Here is a 20,629-nt window from a genome sequence, read left to right on the forward strand (position 1 = left end):
ATTGATGGCTTTTACTTCTTTAGATGCCCTTAAGGCGCAACTGGCTAAGGCCCCGCAAGACATCGAATTTAATGATGTGATTGCGCTTATCGACAGCGCCTTTGTGTTTACCCCTAGCGCCTTTAAAAATGGCGAGATCAGCAATGAAGCCGGGCAAAATAACGGCTCGTGCAAGCTTATCGCCCTTGGCCAATACCTTGAGCTTAGCGACGCGCAAACCTTGGCGCTCTTTGGCCGCTATTACCGCGACGATGTGCTGGGCAATCCCGGCGGCAGTGACCACGCCAACATTCGCAACTTTATGCGCAGCGGTCAGGCCGGGGTAGAGTTTGCCCATTTTCCCTTACTTGCCAAGGCGTAGTCGGCTTTAAAAGGGTGCGCGGCTGCCACCTTGGCCAGCGCTGCCTGATCAAGGCCTTGCTGGGTGTCGAGGTAGCTCATGCCTTGGTAGTGCATGCCAAGGTAGGCAAAGGTCAGCCGAAACGGCTCTTCAAAACAGGCCGGTGCTTGAGCGGCGCCGCCGGTTGCAATAACACCCGCCGCCTTGCCCCTTAACTGGCGGCCCAGGGCTTTGTGGTGGTCAAGCAAATCGGTAATACGGTCTAAAAACACCTTCATCTGCCCGCTCATGCTGTACCAATACAGCGGGCTGGCCAGCAAAATGCGGTCGTACCTCAGTAGTCTTTCCATCAGTGGCAAAAAGTCATCACCAACACCGTCGCTGCGGTAGTCATAGTGGCGAATATGGTAGTCATTTAAATTCAATGTCTTAAAGCCAATTGCTTCACAAAGCGCGGCGGTGTAGCCGTTACCGCGGGCACTGCCAAGCAGGGTAATGGTGTTCATGGCGTCTTCCTCGTAGCCCCTTGGGGCGGTGGATTGATGGCAACTGGCCAGCTATAGCCGCAAACCATGTTGATAGAGCCTTTCCATGGCTACTCCTTATGCGCGGTAACTGTGCCGCTGGGCCGGGTCATCCGACAGGTATTGAATAACCTCGAGCATCAACCCCTCGGAAACTTTGATATAGGCGCGTTTGCGGGCGGGATGAGCCGGGCTTTCCTTGGTTACAAGTTTCAGCCTTGCGGCGCTTTTTAGGCATTGTGCCAAGTCCGTTACCACCAGCCCCAAATGGTTAAAGTAAGGCTGTGGGTTTGGGATAAAGGCATCGCCGTCGGCCGGTGCTTGCAGCGCGATATAACTGTTGTCATCCCCCACATGGGCCCAGTCGAGGGTAAACGCCTTATCGCTAAAGGTGGGGATGATGCGTTCTTGTCGCCGGCAACGCAGCTGCCAGCTGGGGAATAATGCCAGTAGCGTTGTGATGGCGGCATCAAGGTCGGGCACGGTGATGTTTTGGTGCTCTACATAGGTCGTTGACATGAGTAAATCCATTTATAAAGTGTTTTATTTATTTAATCTGGTCTCCCTTGCTGACTTTGTAAAGTATTTTGTTTATTTAATGGTTGGTGACATTGCTCAGAACCGTAGTGAACAGTAGACTTGCCGGGCCCAACAGGAGATCGCCATGGCCGTACCACTGATTTGTGAAAGCCCCGAACGCCAGGCGCATGCCAAGCTGCTGCGTCAACGTTATGGCTTTACCGAGGTGCTGGCCGATAGCCCCTGTTTACTGGTGCTAACCGACAGTCGCCTGGAGCTTCGAAAAACAGACGAGCCCAAGCTTGGCGCGGTATTTGTGGATTTTGTTGAAGGCGCCACGGCCCATCGCCGCAAATTTGGGGGCGGCCGTGGCCAAGCGATAGCTAAAGCGGTTGGCCTTAAAAAGGGCGCTAATCCTTCGGTTATTGACGGCACCGCCGGCCTTGGCCGCGACGCCTTTGTGCTGGCAACCTTGGGGTGTCAGGTCACGCTGGTTGAGCGCCATCCGGCGGTTGCCGCTTTACTGGAAGACGGCTTAGCCCGGGCCCAAGGCTCGGAAGTGGCCGACATAGTGGCGCGTATGACGCTACGTTTTGGGCCAGCGCTTGCACTGCTGCCCACCCTGGCAGCCGATGTGGTTTATTTAGACCCCATGTATCCGCACCGGGAAAAGTCCGCCCTTGTGAAAAAGGAAATGCGGGTTTTTCAAACCTTGGTGGGGCCTGACCTTGATGCTGACGCCCTGCTGGCCGCGGCCAAGCAAGCGGCCCGGTTAAAAGTGGTGGTAAAAAGGCCCGATTACGCCGAGCCAATGGCGGGTGTTAAGCCGGCCTCAGCCGTTGCGACCAAGAAAAACCGCTTCGATATTTACCCAAGCTGAAAACGGGCCTTGCACGGCCGCTTTGGCAGTGGCGACCAAGGCAAGGCTGGGGTAGGCTTTGGGCAGTCTTTTCAAGGAGCGCGATATGATCCAGGTTGGCGATAAGATCCCCCAAGCCAGTGTGCAGCAAATGATCGACGGCAAGCCTGCCGAAGTGCACACCCAAGACTTTTTTAAAGGGAAGAAAGTGGTGCTCTTTTCGGTGCCCGGCGCTTTTACCCCAACATGCAGTTCTGCCCACTTACCAGGCTTTGTGGTGCTGGCGGACAAAATCAAAGAAAAAGGCGTGGATGCCATCGTCTGTATGGCGGTGAACGACGCCTTTGTCATGGATGCCTGGGGCAAGGTACATAACGCCAGCGAACTGTTAATGTGGGGCGACGGCGATGCCAGCTTTGCCAAGGCTCTGGGTCTGGACGTTGACACCGGCGCCTTTGGTGGCACCCGTTCTCGCCGCTTTGCCATGATTGTTGACGATGGCAAAGTCACCTTGCTGAATGTTGAACCCCCGAAAACCTTCGAAAGCTCAAAAGCGGAAACTATCCTGGCTGCACTGTAATGGAACAACTGAAATCCTGGTGGCGCCAAAGTTATAGCGCCATGACCGACTGGCTGGGTGAAGGCTGGTTGGTTGATGTGTTAGTGATTGTATTGGTCACCTTGTTGGTGACCTTGCTCTGGCGCGTTGTTGCTAAGCGGCTGTTTACCCTGATTAGCCGTTCCTCTTCGAAATGGGACGACATGTTCTGGGACAGCCTAAACGGCCCGGTAAATTGGCTGATTTTGCTGGTTGGGGTGTCGATGGTGGCGCAAACCGTCGCCGGGCGTATTGACTCTGAATTGGCCAACTATTTGCCGGTGCTGCGCAAAGTGCTGTTTGAATGCTTAACCGCATGGTGCCTGTGGCGCCTTACCAACGGCGGTGAGCAAGAGTTTATTCGCCGTGGCCGTGATATCACCACAGTGCAAGCGGTAAGCAAGCTGCTCAAAGCCACCATTATTGTGATTTTCCTGCTGACCATATTTCAAAGCGTCGGCGTGAATATCTCCGGTATTTTGGCGTTAGGCGGGGTTGGCGGCTTGGTCATTGGTATGGCCGCCAAGGATCTGCTGGCAAACTTCTTTGGCTCTTTGGTGGTGTACTTCGATAAACCCTTTAAGGTTGGCGACTGGATCCGCAGCCCCGACCGGCAAATTGAAGGCACCGTCGAGCATATTGGCTTTCGGGTGACGCAAATTCGCACCTTTGATCAGCGGCCGCTTTACGTACCCAACTCGGTGTTTACACAAATTTCTGTGGAAAACCCGTCGCGGATGCTCAATCGCCGTATCAACGAAACCATCGGTATTCGCTACGAAGATGCCGCGAAAATGGGCGAAGTGGTCAATAAAGTAAAAGCCATGCTGCAAAACCATGAGGCCATTGACCAAAGTAAAACACTGATGGTCAACTTCAATGCCTTTGGCCCCTCTAGCCTGGATTTCTTTATTTATACCTTCACCAAAACCACGGTGTGGGCCGAGTACCATGAAGTGAAGCAGGATGTGATGCTAAAAATCATCAACATCATTCACGACTTAGGCGCCGACTGCGCCTTCCCGACGCAAACGCTGCATATCGAGTCGCTGCCGGAAGGTTTTGGCCGCCAAGACGATGCGCCGAAGCCGGCGCCGTCAGAGCACTAACGAAAACCGGCCTGGTGCCGGTTTTTTGTTGCAAAAAATAGAATGTAATAGCGCCTATTTTGCGATTGTAGGCCAGTCTTTAGGTCGCTAACGTAAAAACACACCCCAACATAATGAGACTAACGCCATGAAAGTTATCGCCTTTGGTGCCAGTACCAGCTCTACCTCCATCAATAAAGCTCTGGCAACTTATGCCGCCGGCCTGGTGCCTGGCGCCGACGTTAAGGTGCTGGACATTCGCGACTACGATGTGCCGATGTTCAGCCAGGATCTGGAACAAGAGATTGGCCAAGCCGAAGGCGCTAAACAGTTTCTGGCCGACTTAGCCACCGCCGATGCCTTTGTGATTTCCTACGCCGAGCACAATGGTCATTATCCGGCGGCCTATAAAAACCTCTTTGACTGGGCCAGCCGCATTGACCGCAATATGTTCAATGAAAAGCCGGCTCTTTACCTGGCCACGTCGCCGGGCCCCGGTGGCGCCAGCTCAGTACTGGCAGCAGCGCAAGCCTCGGCGCCGTTTTTCGGTGGTAACGTCAAAGCGGCACTGTCGGTACCGTCCTTCTTTGATAACTTCGATGTTGAAGCCGGTAAAGTCACTAACCCCGACATTGACGCCGAGCTTAAAGCTGCCGTGGCTAAATTAACGGCCTAAGCTCAGGCTTTATAGAATGCAGGCCACCTCCCTTGAGGTGGTTTTTTATTGGCCTGCCTTGTGTAGACTAGCGGCCCGGCAATTGAGTGATACAAGGTATGGGGAACAGCATGACGCAGTTTGACGTTGTGATCATTGGCGCTGGCGCCGCTGGCCTGATGTGCGCCGCCCAAGCGGGCTATCGCGGCCGCTCGGTGTTGGTGCTGGACCATGCCAAACAGGCCGCAAAGAAAATTCTGATTAGTGGTGGTGGCCGCTGCAACTTCACCAACCTCAATGCCAGCCCGGCCAATTACCTTTGCCACAATCCGCATTTTGTAAAATCTGCCCTAGCGCGGTTTAGCCAGCACGACTTTATTGAGCTGGTGGAACGCCATGGCGTTGCCTACCACGAGAAAACCCTAGGCCAGCTGTTTTGTGATGACTCCGCCAAAGACATTGTGCAGCTCCTTTTGACCGAATGTGACTGGGCCGATGTTAAGGTGCAGCTGCGCACCGAGGTCACCGATATCAGCAAAACGGCCGAAGGTTTTCGCCTCAGTGCCAATGGCGAGGCTATTGGCTGCCAAAGTTTGGTGGTTGCCTGTGGCGGCCTATCAATGCCCAAGCTTTGTGCCACGCCCTTGGGCTATCAAATTGCCGAGCAGTTTGGCCATACTATCCTGCCGACTCGGGCGGGCCTGGTGCCCTTTACCCTTGATAAACCCGACCTTGCGCAATATGCCGAACTGGCTGGCGTATCGCTGAGCGTTACTGCTGAAAGCGCCGATGGCACCCGCTTTAAAGAGGCGCTGCTTTTTACCCACCGCGGTCTTTCCGGCCCGGCGATCTTACAAATCTCCAGCTTCTGGCAACCCGGTGAAGATGTCACCCTTAACCTGCTGGCGGATACCGACTTGCCGGCTACCTTGCGCCAATGGGCCGAAAAGCAGCCCAATCAAACGCTGAAAACCGCCTTGGCCCGCTTGCTACCGAAACGGTTAGTGGAGGTGCTGGGTCAACAAGGCAAGATTGACGGCGACTTGCCGTTAAGGGCCCTTGATGCCGGGCGTATGCAAAAGTTGCTGGCAAGCCTTAGCCAGTACCCGGTGCACCCCAATGGCACCGAAGGCTACCGCACCGCCGAAGTGACCTTGGGCGGGGTTGATACCGATGAGTTGTCGTCCAAAACCATGGAAAGTAAAAAGGTGCCGGGGCTGTATTTTATTGGCGAAGTGATGGATGTCACCGGCTGGCTGGGTGGCTACAACTTCCAGTGGGCCTGGAGTTGCGGCTGGGCTGCCGGCCAGGCTGTCTAATTTAACTTTCGCTGTTTTATCACTTTAGGTTTGGCTTTTTTCATTATATTTGGCGGCCGGAGGTTGCCATGAAACTGCGTTATTTAATTGCCTTGGCCACATTGGCGCTGGCAGGCTGTTCGGCCAGTAAACCCTGGATAGTTGATCTGGGTGGGGTGTGTGACGTTGGCTATAAATACGCTATTACAGCCGCTGACTTTAGCCAGCTGCGGCCACAACTGGTGCGTGACTCGGGCTGTATTATCGAAACCGACCTGACCGCCACGGGTAATGTGAAGCCCCATGCTATCAAGGGTTACATGACCATTCGCCAAGCCCTAAAAGAAGCGATTAGCGGCACCGACCTAGAAGTGGTCAAAGAAACCAAAGACGTGATTCATGTTGAGAAAAAGCCTGCTTAAGCAGGCTTTTTTAATGGCTGAAATAGTGGCGTATCAGGTTAACCAGCACCGCCCCTAAAAACACTCCCCCGGCACCAACAATACCGGTAAGCGTTGGTGGCGCTGGTATTGGTAACCGCAACCAGCTGAAAAAGGCGCCAACCGACAACCCCGCCACCAGTGCTAATAGTATTTGCATCTTAAAGACTGGCCAGAAAGGCTTTTAGCTGGACGTCGATAAAGGTCAGGGTGGCGTCGTCTGTTAAGTAACCGTCTTCGATTTTTTTATGCACAAAGGGGATAGCCATCTCTGGCATTGGTTTGAGCACACAAAGCATCGACGACAAGGTTTCGCGCATCTGGTACTGGGCGCGAACGCCGCCAAGAGCACCTTCTGATTGGGTCACAAAAAATACCGGCTTTCCCTGCATGGGGCTGGCTTTAAAGGGACGCGACAACCAGTCGAGGCTGTTTTTTAACACCCCGGGTATGCCGTGGTTATATTCGGGTACAGCAAAGAGAACGGCGTCGGCTTGGGCGGCTAATTGCCTTGCCTGTTGCACACTCACCGGCAGCTCGCCGTTTTCAAGGTCGACGTCGTAATGGGGCAGGCTGCCAATATCGAGGTGAGTGACCTCACTACCCTGGGGCAACATCGCAATCATACTGGCCATCACGGCGTGGGAATTGGCACTGCTGCGCAGGCTGCCAGCAACACATAGAACATTTAACGTTTTCATCATCACCTCAATAAAGCGTTACGTCAGTTACTGTATTTTCGCTATAAACTGAAGTAATACTGTCGAATATCTGCCAACTGGCATCGGGATCCCGCCATGTCGAGCTTTGAAAGCAAACGCCTGTCTCACCAACAGGGCAACGAGGTTAGTCTGCATCAACATGCACAGGGGCAATTGACCTTGGTGATGGGCGGGACCGCGAACATCTACAATAGTGATGGCTGGTGGCTGGCCACGCCTGGCTCTGGTGTCTGGGTGCCGCCGGGGGTACGCCACTGTGCCAGTTATCGCGAGCAGGCCGTTATCATCAATTTGCTGTTGGAGGTACCGGCAGGTATCGATACGCCGCCGCAATGTTGTCTGGTGATGGTGTCATCGCTGTTAAAAGCGTTGGCGACGGAGGCCACACAATTACCCGCCAGTGATCCGCAGATGCCGCTGATTGCCCAGTTGGTTTTGCATCAGCTAGGCCTGCATGCAGTGCACTCCGAGCTTTATGTGCCGGAAGGCGAAGACAAAAGGTTAAGAGCGGTAACCGGCTTTTTAAAAGCCAACCCCGGCTGTAGCGACGACTTGCCGGCTCTTGCCACCAGAGCCTATACCAGCCCAAGAACCCTCACCCGTTTATTTGAAAAACAAACCGGCATGACCTTTAGCCGTTGGCGGGAAAGACTGCGGGTCGTGGTCGCCATAGACCGGTTGCTGGCGGGCCAGCCCATTACCACCACCGCTCTTGATTTGGGCTATCAAAGCGCCAGTGCCTTCACCGCGGTATTCACCAAAGTGATGGGTATGCCGCCCCGTCGTTATCTTGCTGAAATAAGGAAAAAATAATGCTTTCCTGCGTTATCGAGTGATAAACGTATCAAAATAGGCATTTGTTCTTTCAAGCTATAGAAAAGTACTAGTTTGTTGGGTACATTATCGCCAATTTTTTGACGCCTTGAGGTTATGGGGATGACCAGCAATCTTCTTAGCATCGACTTTCCCTCTGGGAAACGTAACGAGCCACGTATAGATTTTCCCGCCTACGTCTCACTTTGTGGCCAGGAGGTTAAAACCCTTGACTGGAGCGTCAGTGGCTTTTCTATTCCCGATAAAACAGTGAAGGAAAGTGATTTTACTGATCGCCAAGTCAGCCTTTATTTTCCGCTACATCAAGGTAGCTTAAAGCTAGAGGTTACCTGTGAGGTGGTTCGGCGCTCAGCAGATGGTTATGCACTTGGCTTTAAGTTTGTCGAGCTTGACCCCGTTAAAGAAGACACCTTAAAGCGAATAATTAATAGTTTTCTTCACAGTGAAGAAATTACGCTGGATGAAGCAATAAAACAGGGAGTTAAGGGCCGTCTTTTGTCAGATGAAAAGGCTCGCCTTGCTGCTAGCTGGGGTAAGTTTGCGGCGTTAGGGTTAGCAGTTTTTGCTGTCTTTTCGTTGGCTGCCTTTTTACTTTATAAAAAAGCCTTTGTTGTTAGCTCCCAATATGCGGCTGTTGTTGAAAACATCATTGAGGTGCAATCCAATAGCTATGGCAAGCTCAGCTTTGATGGCCTCACCGTTGGCGATAAAGTGAAAGACGGCCAGCCGCTTTTTAAGATTGTTTCTGCTGATCAGCAGGATAAGTTACGTGATAAAAGTACTGCTCTGGCTGTACTTAACCTAGATATAAAAAGAGATAATGAAAAGTATAATAACATTAATGAATTTCTTAAAAGCTATACCGAACGGCTAGATGTTAAAGAAGCTAGCCTTGCCAAAATCATTGATGCCATAAAAAAAGAAATCGACGTTCAGCAGAACCAATATGACCTGCTTTCTACTAAGTTCAATAACGGCATTGTTGACGCTGTCGCCAAGAATAAAAATGAACTTTTATTGTATGAGAAAAAAACCGAGCTTTTGCAAAATGAAGAACAGGCTAGATTGCAACGTAACTATGCACAGCTAGCGGCTAAAGGCGTTTTTTCTCGTAGCGAAATATCCAACGTGAATACTCTAAATGAATTAAGACAGGATTTAAGCTACAAGAAAAATTATCGTGCTGTGTTAGAAAAGGAAATATCGGACTTAAAATCCAGCTTGGTTTATCGCTCACCTTGCGACTGTGAGGTTAGAGAATTAAATGCTTACCAAGGGGCTATTTCTACTAACAAGATGATTTTAAAACTGGTGCCAACCAAGAATAAAGAAAAGTTCATTTTAGCGTTGGTACCCTTAGATGACGCTAAAAACATTTTTGATGGCGACACGGCCGATTTCATGCTTGCCAGCAGTCCAAAGGTGCATGAAGGTACCGTCGCGAAGATCAGCTATTTCAGCTCTGAAAATTCGAACATTTATACCAACAAAGGCGAGTTGCTTTCCGGACTGCCTAAAAACCTACCTAAGGTCACGCAATATGCGTTGGTTAAAATCAAGCCCGATGAACATCTTGCTGAGGCGAGTTTTAACGAACCCGCAACGGTGAACATTAACTTGGGTGTTTGGAAAAGCTTAAAACGTGGGTTTTTCCTTTAATGAAAGCAGCCCATCTGTTTGGTTTTAGCACGCAAGATAGTCGCCGCAGTTATCTGCTGTGGTCATTGTTGCTGCTGGGGATCTTAATCACCTGTATCACCTTAATGGTATTGGATGCAGACCAATTGCCGCGTAAGCATCTTTTATTTGCGGTCGGTGTTATTGGCTTGTGGCGTTACTCTTGGAAAATGGTACATGCTGCCAGGGCCATTTATTATCGGCATTATCATTACCCCAAGCTGCGTGCGGCGGCTGATCTTGGCGGCAAAGCTTCAGAGTTGCTGGTCATTGTTCCGAGCTATCGTGTGGCCGCCTCCATCAATTACCGGGTATACAGAAAGCTTTTTGAAGAACTGCAAAGCTATGGTGTACCAAGCCGTGTTGCTGCTTGTATTACCGACCCTGTCGATGTCAGCTTAATTGAAAAAGCCCGAGAAGATGTGGGCTATGACGTGGCTGTTGATTACCTTCCCCAAAGCGGTAAAGGCAAGCGTTCTGCTATGGCTGAAGCTTTATCGCTCTTTCTCGCGCAAGGCATTGATGATAATGCGCAGCTGGTGTTGATGGATGGTGACACCCTGCTATCAGATAATGTCTTTAACCAATCCTGCTGCTTTTTAAGCCGTTTTTCTGATCTTGGTGCCATTACTTGCCATAACGTTCCGTTAGTAAAAGGCAGCAACGTTATCCGGCAGTGGTACAAGCAACGTATGGCGCTGCGTAATTTTTATATGAATTCGCTTAGCCTTAGCCATGGGCTGCTGGTTTTAACCGGGCGTTTTTCTTTATTTAGGGCGCGTATCTTAGTCAATAAAGACTTTATTCATACCCTTGAACACGACAGCATCCAGCACTGGCGTTACGGGCGCTTAAAAATGCTGACCGGAGATGATAAATCCAGCTGGTTTTATCTGCTGCGTTATCGATGGAAAATGCTTTATTTGCCCGACGTGACAATTAACTGTGTAGAGGAAGCTATCGATAGCCGATTTGTGGTGTCGAGCCTCAATCTAATGAAGCGCTGGTATGGCAATATGCTGCGCAATAATGGCCGGGCTTTAGCGCTAGGGCCCAAACACTGTGGCTTTTTCTTATGGCTTTGCATACTCGATCAACGAGTCAGTATTTGGACCACCTTAACCGGCCCGGCATTTGTTGGTTTATTTGCTTTGTTATACAGCCCCATCATCTTTGCTGCTTATCTGGCCTGGGTGATCATTGGCAGGGGGCTAAACTGCATGGTAATTGCCTTGGTTAGCCGCAGCTTTCACCCGCTTTATATTTTTCTGCTTTGGTATGAACAAGTCATTGGTTCCGCACTTAAAGTCTACGTTTTGTTTCGCCTTAACCGGCAAAAATGGAACCGGCAAAAGATCCAAACCGGTGGCACTTCATCGCTACATGACGTGCTTTGGCCAAGGTTGCTCACCTTGGCAAGCGTGATGTCTTTGGTGCTGTTTATTGCCCTGATCCATGGCTTTTTAACCATTTAGAACCATAGGCTCGCGGCGGAACACACCACTAAAGCCTGGAAAATGGCGCCATTAAATCTGGCTTTGATACTTTTCCTCTCAGCTAAACACTTGGCTTTGCTGCGTATCACCACTACCGACCGTAATAACAGGCACCAGCAGTGGCGTGCTTGCCCCCACCAATAGCGCCAGTATTTGTTGCAGTTCCAGCATCGGTTCGGTTAGCGACTCGGTAAACCAACCGCTGATGATGCCGCGGCAATCCAGCCAGTGGCTAAGGGTGCTCTGCATGTGCTGGTGGATATCGTTAAGGGCGGCCACTAGCTGCTGCGGCTCATCTTTTAGGGCGGCGGTTTGGGACTTTAATGCAGCAAAGCTGCCAGGCAAGGTGCTAAGGGTTTCAATGTGCTTAAGGGTGCGGCGGATAAAAGCGACGCGGCGGCGAAAATCTTTACCCTTTGACGTGCTCTGTGGGTATTGGCTGGCAACGCTGTCGGCGGCGTCATCAAAGCGCTTTAGCAGGGTTAGCGCACTGCTTGGCGGCTCAGGCACCACCTGCGCCAGCACCTTTTTATAAGCGCGTTGTTGCTGTAAGTGCGCCAGCGCCACGGTGGCGCCTGCCTGTTGCCACTGCTCTGTGCTGGCACTCAGTAGGGCTTGCACTTGGCCGGGGCTTAGCGCGGTTGCGGCCTGAATTTGGCTGGGCTGTGGGCCAAGGGCTTGGCGTTTTGCCTGATACCAGGCCTGCGCTTGCTGATAAACGCTGGCGGCCAGCAGTGGTGGCGTGGTTTGGGTAAGGGGGGCAAGTAATTGCTGGCACTCTTTAATATCCATACCTTTTTCATCGCTAAAGGCAAAGCTCAAGCCGAGGCTTGGCGGCGTGTTATCAAGCAGGGCTCTGGCCAAGTCATAGCTACAGACAAAGCCAACACTTCGCGACTCGCCAAAGGCGCTGGCATTATCGCCCAGCTTTACCTCGCTGGTGGCAAGCAACAAATCGCCATTGGCTGCGACTTTCACCTGGCTGATATCGCTAAAAGTGCGGCTTTGGCTGAGGGTAAAACCCAATAACTGGCAGGTAAAACCCAGGCTTCGGCTTTGTTGATACTGGCTGTGCAGCCAGCCATCAAGGCCCAAAATAACGCCTTGGCTCTGGGCGCTGGCCAAGGTGTCAAGGTCAAGGGGGGCGCCGGCCAAAAGCGCTGCAAAAAGGTCTTTACTCGGCGCACTGGTTAAGGCGTTAAGGGTAAAGCTCAGCATGGTCTGTTGCTGGCTTTCGGCACTGCGCGTGGCTTGCCAGTTAACGCCAAGGCGCAGTTTGGCGCTTTGTGCCAGAGCGCTACTGACTTTGCTGCGAAGCTGCTGGTAGTCATCTAGCCAGTATCTGATGGCGGCCCGCAGCTTGGCGGCGTTTTCTTCACCGTCTTTTTCTAGTGTATTAACTGCTTGTTTTGACTGCGACAGCGCTGCTTTCGCGACGGCAAATGCGTGAGAGCCCTGCTGTTGTAGCCAGCTATTCACCTCGGCCGAAAAGGTGGTTTGTAGGTAGCCAATGCCCTCGGCAAGCAACCCTTCAACGGCGGCGGCAACGTCACTACTTAAGCCAAGCGCATTAGCCACCTTGCCCGATGTAACAGCGGCCAAGGCAGCGGCGTCGGTACTGAATACGGCCAGTTGCTGATTAAGGTGGCCCGCCGCACTTTGGATGAGCATGGCGTCGGCCGCGCTCGGGTTATCTGCCAGTAATGCTTGGGTAATGGCAGCCCAAGCATGGCTGCCTTGTTGCTGAGAAAGCCAGGTTGCAAGCTTATCGCCAGGGTTTTTCCAGCTATTAAGCAACTCACTGAGCTTGCTTGCTTTATTGTCAATGGGGGCTAACAGGTCGTCGGCCCAGGCCGACAGATCCGATAACCCAAATGCTGCGCCGAGTGCCAAGGTCTGCTGCTGGCTGGCATCTTGCTGGCGATAAAGGCTTATGGCCAGGGCCTTGCTGCCAGCGCCTTTAATCACCAGCTGATACTGGCCGCCAAGTTGGCTGTTAACGCTGATTTTGCCACTGAGGCTCAGGCCGGTTGTCAGCGTACTTGCCAATTGGAAGCTTTTGCCGCCGCTGACAGCAAGCTTCACCCCAAGCTGGCTGTTGCGGCTAAGGCTAATGGCCTCCAAACGGGTATCGCCTTGCCGGTGGCCCAAAGCCGTTGCCAGGGTTTGGGGGTCGGCAAGGTTTAGCACCAGTGCTGCCTGCTGCTTGACGAAATCCCCAGCCTTTGCTGTTTTGGGCCGGAACCCGCCAGCTTGATTTGCTGGCTGAGCTGCTGAGAAAAGGCCAAATAGCGGGGGCGGCGCCCAAGGCGAGTTGCCCGGTAAATTGCCCCACCACCAGGCGGCGGTCAGTTGTGGTAGAAAAGTGCGGGTAGTGGCTCAGCTCATCTTGCTGCACCACATCTAACAGGGCGGTAGTGCCGGCGCCGATGGTGATGCTATCGGCATCATTCTCGGGGGCTAATGCGTACTGATAGGTTTTGGCAACGGCGCTAAGAGGTTGGTTTAGGGCGGCGATAACGTCGGTGAGCTGTTCCTTGCCAGCGGCCGCTTTTCCTTGTGCCAGCAACTGCTGATAAAGCGTTAATAGCGACATAAAAGCTCCCTTTTTATGTTGGGCTCGCCTCAAAGGAGGCCAGCTGGGGCGCAACGCTGTTAGCGAAAAACCGGTACACTCAGCTGGCCACTTCTTATTTTTCAACAGCCATGGTGCGATTAGACGACTTACAGGTTTTGGTGCAAGCGGCAGAGCAGGGCAGCCTGTCGGCGGCGGCCCGAGAGCTGGATATTACCCCAGCCGTTGCCAGTGTTGCCATTAAGCGTTTGGAAGCCGAACTTGGCCTTCGGCTGTTGGTGCGCTCAACCCGCAGTCTGCGGTTAACCTCGGAAGGTGCCCATTATTTGCAGCACGCCAAAGCGGCGCTAAATAGTTTGCAGCAAGGGCAAATTGCCCTGGCTCAAGGGCGCCAGCAAATCGCCGGTGAATTAGCCCTTTCCATGCCGTCTGATCTGGGTCGCAACCTGCTACTGGGTTGGTTGGACGAACTGATGGCCCAATACCCGGCACTGCGTCTGCGCTTGCGGGTTAGCGACCGTCTCAGCGACCTGTTTCGCCAGCCGGTTGATATTGCCATTCGCTATGGGGTGCCGGAAGACTCTTCCTTGGTGGCGCTGCCGCTGGCGGCTGACAACAAACGATGTTTAGTGGCTTCACCGGCCTATTTGGCGCGGTTTGGCGAGCCAAAAACCCCAAACGATTTAAAGGACCATAATTGCCTGCGCTTTGTGTTGGGCGAGCGGCTTTTTGAGCAATGGCCTTTTGGCAACGAGACGGTAAAGGTAACGGGTAACCGCATCAGTGACGACGCCGAGTGCGTGCGCCGCTGGGCGTTAAATGGTGAAGGCATTGCTTATAAGTCAGCGATAGATGTCCGCGCCGACATTGAGGCCGGGCGGCTAAAGGTGCTGTTAAGTGCGTGGCCTACAGAGCTTTGCCCGCTGTATTTAGTGTGCCCGCACCGGCTTTCCATCACCCCGGCGGTAGTGGCTTTAAAAGATTTTCTAAGCGAGCGCCTGCGCCGCTAACGTTAATAAAAAAGCCCCGCCTTGGCGGGGCAGCCTTGCGCACGGCTTTTAGAAGAAGTTGGCTTTAAATTCGATGCCCACTACCCGTGGGTCGTTCACAAAACCGGTGAGGTTATTAAAATCAATACCGCCGGTGCGGCTGTTGTCATTATTGATATTGCGGCCATAAGCGGCCAGCTCGTAGTCGGTACTGCCGCTACTCCAGCGGTAACCGGCCCTGAGCCCACCTTCTAGCAGATACTGGTCTTGATATTCCTCTGATTCATACAAGAAAAAATACACCTTAGAGCGGTACGCCCAGTCGGTGAACACAAACAATTCGCCGCTGGCAAAGGGGTAGCTATAGCTGGCGGTGGCATTGGCTATCCACTCTGGTGCCTGGGGCAGGGGATTGCCGTCAATAAGCGCATTGCCATCGGCGTTGAGCGGGTCGGTCACGGTGCAGCCGCTGGAACAGGCTGCGATGGCAAGGCTGGGGTCGTCGAGCTCTGTGTGGTTGTAACTGACACCTGCGGTCACTAAAAAGCGATTGGTAATGGCAAACTGGCTGTCGAGCTCCAGACCGTAGCCGATGGTTTTGTCAGCGTTGATCAAGCGGTTGTAGTTGGCGCCGCCACCCACGGCCGTTAATTGCTGGTCGTGCACTTGGTAGTAGTAGGTGTCGATGTTCACCCGGCCACGATTATCGAGGATGTCGGATTTAATACCCACTTCGCCGCTGTAGAGGGTTTCCGACTTGGCTTGGGTAACTTCATCCCCAAACAGTAACCGGCCTTGAATAGACGGTGCCCGAAACCCCTTGGCTAACCGGCCATAGAGATTGGTGTCGCTGCTGAGGTTGTACACACCGCTGAGATCCCAGCTAATTTCGCCGTCTGAAGGGTTGGCATAAAGCTTAGGGGTAGCGCCGTCATTGCTGGGCGAAACCAAGCGCTGGGCCACAAAGTCTTTCTTCTCATGGGAATAGCGCAAGCCACCGGTCAGCTTAAAGTCGGGGGTTAGGTCGTAGTCAACCGAGCCGAAGATGGCCCAAGCCTTGGTGTCCTGTTTTTGGTAGGCGTAGCCGTTCTGAACGCCGCTTTCGTCGTAGTTAAAGCTGTCGATGCTAAGCGACTCGTCAAAATAAAACAGCCCAGCCTGATAGTCCAAGCGTCCCAGCTCATTGCTGGCAATGCGCAATTCTTGTGTCCATTGGTCGTGGTCGGGCAAGCCGTCGGCAGACTCGGAGGTATAAGGAATATAGCCCGGGCCCATCTCGGCTAAATAGCTGGCACCATAGCCGCCATCTACGTCACCCCGCGAGAAGGCCTCGGCACTTTCATAGCCGGTGATAGAAGTTAGGGTGTAAAGGCCAAGGTCGTAATCGATTTTGATACTGCCGCCGTGGGTTTTAACGGTTTGCTTGGCCCGGCTGGCAGCGTCTTGGTAAACGGTGTCGCGGTCATAGTATGGGGAGAAGTTATCGGTGCCCGCTTCAATGATATTGGCGCGAAAGACCCTTGGTGTGCCGTCAAGATCGCGAAAATGGGCGTTAAAAAGCACGTTAAGCGCAGTTTGTGGCTGCCAAAGCAGTTGTACCCGGCCGGCGCTGTCGCGGTAGCCACCCAGCTGGTTGTTTTGCTCATAACCAGGGGCTTTGTTGTCTATCCAGTCATCGCGGCGCTGGTCAAGCAGTGAGATACGCCCAGAGAGGGTATCGGTGAGGCCGCCACCAACCGCGCCTTCAAGGTTAGTGGTGCCATAGCTGCCATAAGAGCCTTTGACATAAGCATCGAAAGCTTGGGTTGGCTTTCTGGATTCAAATTTAATCACCCCGGCAGTGGTGTTGCGGCCAAATAAAGACCCTTGCGGGCCGCGCAGCACCTCGATGCGGTCGGTGTCGAAAATTGGAAAGCCTTTTAAAATGGGGTTTTCCTGCACGACGTCGTCCACCACCATTGACACCGGCTGTGACGAGTTCAAATCAAAGTCGGTATTGCCCATGCCGCGAATGTAAAAACGCGGGAAAGTGCGGCCAAAAGATGACTCTATTTGCAGGCTGGGTATCCGCGATGACAACGCACGGATGTCCTGGCCGGCGGCCCCAAAAGTGCTGAGCTGTTCGGCATTTAGCGAGGTAATTGAAATCGGTACTTCCTGGGCGTTTTGTACCCGTTTTTGTGCGGTAACCATGATCCGTTCAAGTTTGCCATCCTGGTCTGTGTCGTCGTCGGCGCCAAAGGCGGGCGACCCCAAGCTAAGCAATAAAACCTGGCAGCCAAGCATGATTGGCGTTGTTAAGCTCTTCATGTGCGATACCCGTATCCATTTAGGTTGAAAGAATTGTTACTTAAAGGTTGCATTTTTTGGCAACTTTACGGCTGGCTCTGGTGCCTTGAAAATGACCGGGGTCATGAAATGTGAGCTTAATAGGGCGGGTGAATCGGAGGTTAATGGCGGCGTGAGTCGCTATCACTTAAAGCGAGGTCTTCACTTTTCATCGTAGCTATTTGTAATGTAAGTTAAATTATTTTTAACATTTGTTATGGCAAGATGACGACTAAACGCCAGCGGAGTGTTGGGATGAAAAGCGCTTTTTTGCCGCGGTGGCTTCTGGGGGCTGTCTTTGGCTTTTTGAGTGGACCATCGCATGGGCAAGTGGTTTCCAGCGCCGATAACGGCTTTGATATCGCCCTTGAGCAGCAGGTAAAGGCCTCGCCAGCGCAGGCATATCAACAGTTTTTAGCCATTGGTCAGTGGTGGAGTAACGATCACAGCTGGTTTGGTGATGCGACGAAAATGCGCCTAGAGCCACGCCTTGGCGGCTGCTTTTGCGAAATTAACGGCCGGCGCCTCGCCCGGCATATGACGGTAACCTATGTCGACCCAGGCCGGGAACTGCGTATGGTTGGTGGATTGGGGCCACTGCAAATGATGGGCGTTAGTGGTGGCATGGCCTGGCGCTTTACCCCCAATGACCAAGGCACTTTGATTGAATTGCACTACCAGGTGAGCGGCTATACCCAAACCGGGCTGGGCTCTTTGGCACCAACCGTCGAACAAGTGCTGGCCGAGCAGCTTGATAAGCTTACCCAGCGTTTGCGCGCCGAAAGTAAATAACGCCAATGCCTGCGCCTATTAGCGCGCCCAGTAAATCGGCCAACATGTCTTTTTGTGCATCCCAAACATCGCCTTGTGCGCCCAAAAAACTAATGCCGGCTTCCCCGCCTTCTTTGACTGCGTAAAGCCATTCGATGATCTCGTAGCTGGCTGCCACGGTGCCGATGGCAAAAACCGCAAACAAAGCGGCAACGGTGATACCGCACAGCCGTTTTCTTATTAGCACTTCCATGATTGGCACCGTAAACAAGCCCACCAGAAAGTGGCCAATGCGGTCATAGGGGTTACGTTCTAGCTCGAATACCGACATCACCCAGCCAAAGGGCACTTTGGCAAAGGTGAAGTGGGCACCAATGAGATGCCAAAGCAGCGGAATAAACACAAACAGATAAGACAGGTTGCTAAAAGTGAACCTAGGGGCGCTGACCAGCAGTGCAAGATACACCAGCACCAGCGGCGTCACTTCGGCATACCAGACGGTTCGCTCGGCAACCGACCAGCTCAAGGCGATAAAGAGCACGGCATAAAGACCGGCTAGTCCTTTGGCAAAAACACGCTGACTCATGGCCCCTCCTGGTTGCGTCTAGCTTAACTCTGCCTGCCATGCTTGGTTACATCTATTTAATATATTTGGCTTTTTTTGGCCCGTTCGTTGCAGTTGTTTTCATAAATTCTGGCCATGCTCTGGTAATTAAGTAGAGGCTAATGATAAACAGTCAATTTATTGACGCATTAGCAGGCGCAGGGTTTTAGAGGTTTTTTAGTCAGTAGTCGCTTCGATATAACAGGCACAGATAAGCCTGAATATGTAGATAGCTCTGAAGCTACGCCCTGCACGCCAAGTTTGATAAATGCCTGTTGAGGCAGTTGCCGGCTTGGCTAAGACGGGGGTTACACCAGTAACCCTAAAGGAAGGTATTAGCAGTGCGAGTGTTACTCATTGAAGACCAGGACGAGGCCAGCAGGCAGCTGGCTGCCGTCATCACGTCTCTTGATTATGAATTGGTGGCCGTTGACCAAGACAGCCAGCAACTGAGTCACCTTATCGAGGTGAAAACCCCTGATCTGGTGATACTGGATGTTAGCAGTGACTGGCAAGAGGGACTGGATGCCTTAAGGGCAGTGCGTAGCCGTTGGCACCGCTTGCCGGTAATACTGTTGTCCCTTTATGACAGTGGTAGCTATGTTCTTAAAGGAATGAGTTTAGGTGCCTCGGGTTTTATTCCAAAGGATGCGGCGGCAGACGAACTGGCGGTGGCCATGGCATCGGTACGGGACGGCCACCGCTATCTCAGCCCGCAAGTGGTGTCGTCGTTGTTGGATGTGGTAACCGAAAAACCCGAGGAGGACGCCGGCGACATCATTCTGACCAAACGCCAAGTGGAAGTGTTGCATTGGTTGGCGTTGGGAAAAACCAACAAGGAAGTAGCGCAAATACTTGATTTAAGTGTTAAAACGGTTGATAGCCACCGTGCGCAGATCATGGACAGGTTAGGTGTGAGTGGCTTAGCTGGGCTGGTCGTTTATGCCCTGCGCAAAGGCATAATATCCCCATAGTTTATAAGGGGAAGGAATTTTCTTTCCGGGTAAAATTACCTAGTTTTTCCTCCGGCATTTCACCGATTTATTCCCGCGATCCCTAAGTTAAGCTTTTGTTCATCTTGATGTGGCAATGGCGCTCCATTGCCACTTTACCCCTGTTTAACAATGACAAAGCGTCAGCCTTCGGCGTTTAGCGCCTGGCCTAAGGGAGCATATTCATGGTTTCACCATTGCGATCCCCGGTTGGCTTTCACCCGGCCATGCTTGCGGCTGGGGTGTTGTTGTTATTGGGGTTACCACTGTGGCTGGCCAGTGTTTGGTGGCAAGGGCTGATAGTGGCTGCGGTATTGTTGGCCTGGTTGGTGGCGCTGCTGGCAAGTTGCCGTACCAGGCAGGTTGTTATGAATAACGAAGAGGGGAAAGCCAAGGGATTGGTGGATAACAACCAACCCTTGCGTGAACTAGTCGGCGCGGTATTGCCGCTGTGGGGACAACATATCCATCTGGTAAATCAACAGACCGAAGAGGCAGTGTCGGGGCTCACCGATAAATTCGTGAGCCTCAGCCAGAAGGTACAGCAGCAAGACCGTGACCAAGGGGGCGACAGTGCGGTGTTTTCGATACTGCAAAATGCCCAGGTTGAACTGCCAAAGGCGGTAAAAACACTCGATCAGGATCGTGAACAACGGGACGCGTTTTTCAAAGAAATCAACGAACTGAGCGATTTCGTTACCGAGTTACACCAAATGGCTGAAGAAGTCTCGAAAGTGGCTTCACAAACCAACCTGCTTGCACTTAATGCTGCCATAGAAGCAGCTAGGGCAGGTGCCTCCGGTCGCGGCTTCTCCGTGGTCGCCGATGAAGTTCGCAAGTTGTCCATTATGTCGGAGCAGACCGGCAGCAAAATCACCGCCAAGGTGCGGGTGATGAGCCAAGCCATGGAATCGATGGTGCAGCAATCTGAACGCATGAGCAGCCTTAGCCAGCAGCAGCTTCAGGACGTAGAAACCATCGTTACCACGGTATTAGCTGAGCTTTCCCAAGGGGTTAGCCAGATGGAGCAGCAGCTAAAGCACATGCAGGAAAACAGCCGGGACATCGAGCACACCGTTAACGGCGTGCTGATGGACCTGCAGTTTCAAGACCGGGTAACACAAATTCTTGGTCATGTTGGTGATGACATGGCGTTGCTGAACCAGGGCATCGAACAAAGCCCATTGCCATCCAAGGCCGATTGGCTCAAGCGGCTTGAAAGCAGTTACACCACCTTAGAACAGCGCCAGTTGCACCAGGGGCAAAGCGTTTCCAGCCCCGGCGACTCTGCGGTGACCTTCTTCTAATTCAACAGCTAAG

The 20,629-nt window shown here is 52.5% G+C and carries 22 protein-coding genes; 14 read left to right on the top strand and 8 right to left on the bottom strand.

Features of this window, described 5'->3' with window-relative positions; all coding sequences use genetic code 11:
- Positions 1–4 precede the first annotated feature (4 nt).
- Positions 5–361 carry a HopJ type III effector protein gene (locus DW350_RS00280; protein WP_115716936.1) on the top strand — a complete coding sequence of 119 codons (357 nt, stop codon included), beginning with the start codon at positions 5–7 and terminating at the stop codon, positions 359–361.
- Here the strand turns inward: DW350_RS00280 and DW350_RS00285 are convergent.
- Together DW350_RS00285 and DW350_RS00290 are read right to left on the bottom strand one after the other, a co-directional pair.
- Positions 313–846, bottom strand: a complete 534-nt coding sequence (locus DW350_RS00285) for a flavodoxin family protein (RefSeq protein WP_115716937.1) — start codon at positions 844–846, stop codon at positions 313–315. The two genes, DW350_RS00280 and DW350_RS00285, sit on opposite strands and share 49 nt — an antisense overlap.
- 96 nt (positions 847–942) lie before the next feature.
- Complete coding sequence (locus DW350_RS00290) at positions 943–1,383, bottom strand: VOC family protein (RefSeq protein ID WP_192954759.1); 441 nt, start codon at positions 1,381–1,383, stop codon at positions 943–945.
- Between the two features lie 145 nt (positions 1,384–1,528).
- On the opposite strand from DW350_RS00290, the gene DW350_RS00295 reads away from it, so the two are divergent.
- The 6 genes from DW350_RS00295 to DW350_RS00320 all read left to right on the top strand — a co-directional run bounded on the left by DW350_RS00295 (position 1,529) and on the right by DW350_RS00320 (position 6,303).
- Positions 1,529–2,263: a class I SAM-dependent methyltransferase gene (locus DW350_RS00295; protein ID WP_115716939.1), complete on the top strand. Its 735-nt coding sequence runs from the start codon at positions 1,529–1,531 to the stop codon at positions 2,261–2,263.
- Positions 2,264–2,348: 85 nt separating this feature from the next.
- The gene (locus DW350_RS00300) at positions 2,349–2,822 is read left to right on the top strand and encodes a redoxin family protein (protein ID WP_115716940.1); all 474 of its coding nucleotides are present in this window, start codon (positions 2,349–2,351) and stop codon (positions 2,820–2,822) included.
- On the top strand, positions 2,822–3,949 hold the full coding sequence (locus DW350_RS00305) for a mechanosensitive ion channel family protein (protein ID WP_115716941.1): 1,128 nt from the start codon (positions 2,822–2,824) through the stop codon (positions 3,947–3,949). The genes DW350_RS00300 and DW350_RS00305 overlap by 1 nt, the downstream gene beginning before the upstream one ends.
- 127 nt (positions 3,950–4,076) lie before the next feature.
- Positions 4,077–4,604: an NADPH-dependent FMN reductase gene (locus tag DW350_RS00310; RefSeq protein ID WP_115716942.1), complete on the top strand. Its 528-nt coding sequence runs from the start codon at positions 4,077–4,079 to the stop codon at positions 4,602–4,604.
- 110 nt (positions 4,605–4,714) lie between these two features.
- Positions 4,715–5,902 (top strand): BaiN/RdsA family NAD(P)/FAD-dependent oxidoreductase, encoded by a 1,188-nt coding sequence (locus tag DW350_RS00315; RefSeq protein WP_115716943.1) that lies wholly within the window; start codon positions 4,715–4,717, stop codon positions 5,900–5,902.
- 68 nt (positions 5,903–5,970) lie between these two features.
- Positions 5,971–6,303: a hypothetical protein gene (locus DW350_RS00320; protein ID WP_115716944.1), complete on the top strand. Its 333-nt coding sequence runs from the start codon at positions 5,971–5,973 to the stop codon at positions 6,301–6,303.
- A 10-nt stretch (positions 6,304–6,313) separates the two neighbouring features.
- Here the strand turns inward: DW350_RS00320 and DW350_RS00325 are convergent, their stop codons facing one another.
- A complete protein-coding gene (locus tag DW350_RS00325) occupies positions 6,314–6,481 on the bottom strand; it encodes a XapX domain-containing protein (protein ID WP_115716945.1) in 168 nt (55 codons plus the stop codon).
- A gap of 1 nt (position 6,482) precedes the next feature.
- A complete protein-coding gene (locus DW350_RS00330; RefSeq protein ID WP_115716946.1) occupies positions 6,483–7,025 on the bottom strand; it encodes an NADPH-dependent FMN reductase in 543 nt (180 codons plus the stop codon).
- A 93-nt stretch (positions 7,026–7,118) separates the two neighbouring features.
- Between DW350_RS00330 and DW350_RS00335 the strand changes: the two genes are divergently transcribed.
- The 3 genes from DW350_RS00335 (at position 7,119) to DW350_RS00345 (ending at position 11,029) form a co-directional block, all read left to right on the top strand.
- A complete protein-coding gene (locus DW350_RS00335) occupies positions 7,119–7,856 on the top strand; it encodes a helix-turn-helix domain-containing protein (protein WP_115716947.1) in 738 nt (245 codons plus the stop codon).
- Positions 7,857–7,979: 123 nt separating this feature from the next.
- Positions 7,980–9,536, top strand: a complete 1,557-nt coding sequence (locus DW350_RS00340) for a PilZ domain-containing protein (RefSeq protein ID WP_192954760.1) — start codon at positions 7,980–7,982, stop codon at positions 9,534–9,536.
- Positions 9,536–11,029, top strand: coding sequence for a glycosyltransferase (locus DW350_RS00345; RefSeq protein WP_115716949.1), 1,494 nt, complete (start codon positions 9,536–9,538; stop codon positions 11,027–11,029). Before DW350_RS00340 ends, DW350_RS00345 begins: the two co-directional genes overlap by 1 nt.
- A gap of 78 nt (positions 11,030–11,107) precedes the next feature.
- Here DW350_RS00345 and DW350_RS00350 read toward each other — a convergent pair whose 3' ends face one another.
- Entirely contained in the window at positions 11,108–13,240 is a 2,133-nt protein-coding gene (locus DW350_RS00350; protein ID WP_152032910.1) for a hypothetical protein, read from the bottom strand.
- On the bottom strand, positions 13,161–13,646 hold the full coding sequence (locus tag DW350_RS00355; RefSeq protein WP_115716951.1) for a hypothetical protein: 486 nt from the start codon (positions 13,644–13,646) through the stop codon (positions 13,161–13,163). Before DW350_RS00355 ends, DW350_RS00350 begins: the two co-directional genes overlap by 80 nt.
- A gap of 110 nt (positions 13,647–13,756) precedes the next feature.
- Between DW350_RS00355 and DW350_RS00360 the strand changes: the two genes are divergently transcribed.
- Complete coding sequence (locus tag DW350_RS00360; RefSeq protein WP_115716952.1) at positions 13,757–14,635, top strand: LysR family transcriptional regulator; 879 nt, start codon at positions 13,757–13,759, stop codon at positions 14,633–14,635.
- Positions 14,636–14,683: 48 nt separating this feature from the next.
- On the opposite strand, the gene DW350_RS00365 is transcribed toward DW350_RS00360, so the two are convergent.
- Positions 14,684–16,924: a TonB-dependent receptor gene (locus tag DW350_RS00365; protein WP_115716953.1), complete on the bottom strand. Its 2,241-nt coding sequence runs from the start codon at positions 16,922–16,924 to the stop codon at positions 14,684–14,686.
- Between the two features lie 273 nt (positions 16,925–17,197).
- Between DW350_RS00365 and DW350_RS00370 the strand changes: the two genes are divergently transcribed.
- A complete protein-coding gene (locus tag DW350_RS00370; RefSeq protein ID WP_115716954.1) occupies positions 17,198–17,734 on the top strand; it encodes an SRPBCC family protein in 537 nt (178 codons plus the stop codon).
- On the opposite strand, the gene DW350_RS00375 is transcribed toward DW350_RS00370, so the two are convergent.
- Complete coding sequence (locus tag DW350_RS00375; protein ID WP_115716955.1) at positions 17,703–18,299, bottom strand: DUF2238 domain-containing protein; 597 nt, start codon at positions 18,297–18,299, stop codon at positions 17,703–17,705. The genes DW350_RS00370 and DW350_RS00375 overlap by 32 nt on opposite strands.
- Positions 18,300–18,658: 359 nt before the next feature.
- Between DW350_RS00375 and DW350_RS00380 the strand changes: the two genes are divergently transcribed.
- Positions 18,659–19,291, top strand: coding sequence for a response regulator transcription factor (locus tag DW350_RS00380; RefSeq protein WP_115716956.1), 633 nt, complete (start codon positions 18,659–18,661; stop codon positions 19,289–19,291).
- Positions 19,292–19,494: 203 nt separating this feature from the next.
- Positions 19,495–20,616 carry a methyl-accepting chemotaxis protein gene (locus DW350_RS00385; RefSeq protein WP_115716957.1) on the top strand — a complete coding sequence of 374 codons (1,122 nt, stop codon included), beginning with the start codon at positions 19,495–19,497 and terminating at the stop codon, positions 20,614–20,616.
- Positions 20,617–20,629: the final 13 nt, after the last annotated feature.

It is taken from the genome of Gallaecimonas mangrovi, from assembly GCF_003367375.1.
In the GTDB taxonomy this organism is placed as follows: Bacteria; Pseudomonadota; Gammaproteobacteria; order Enterobacterales; family Gallaecimonadaceae; genus Gallaecimonas; species Gallaecimonas mangrovi.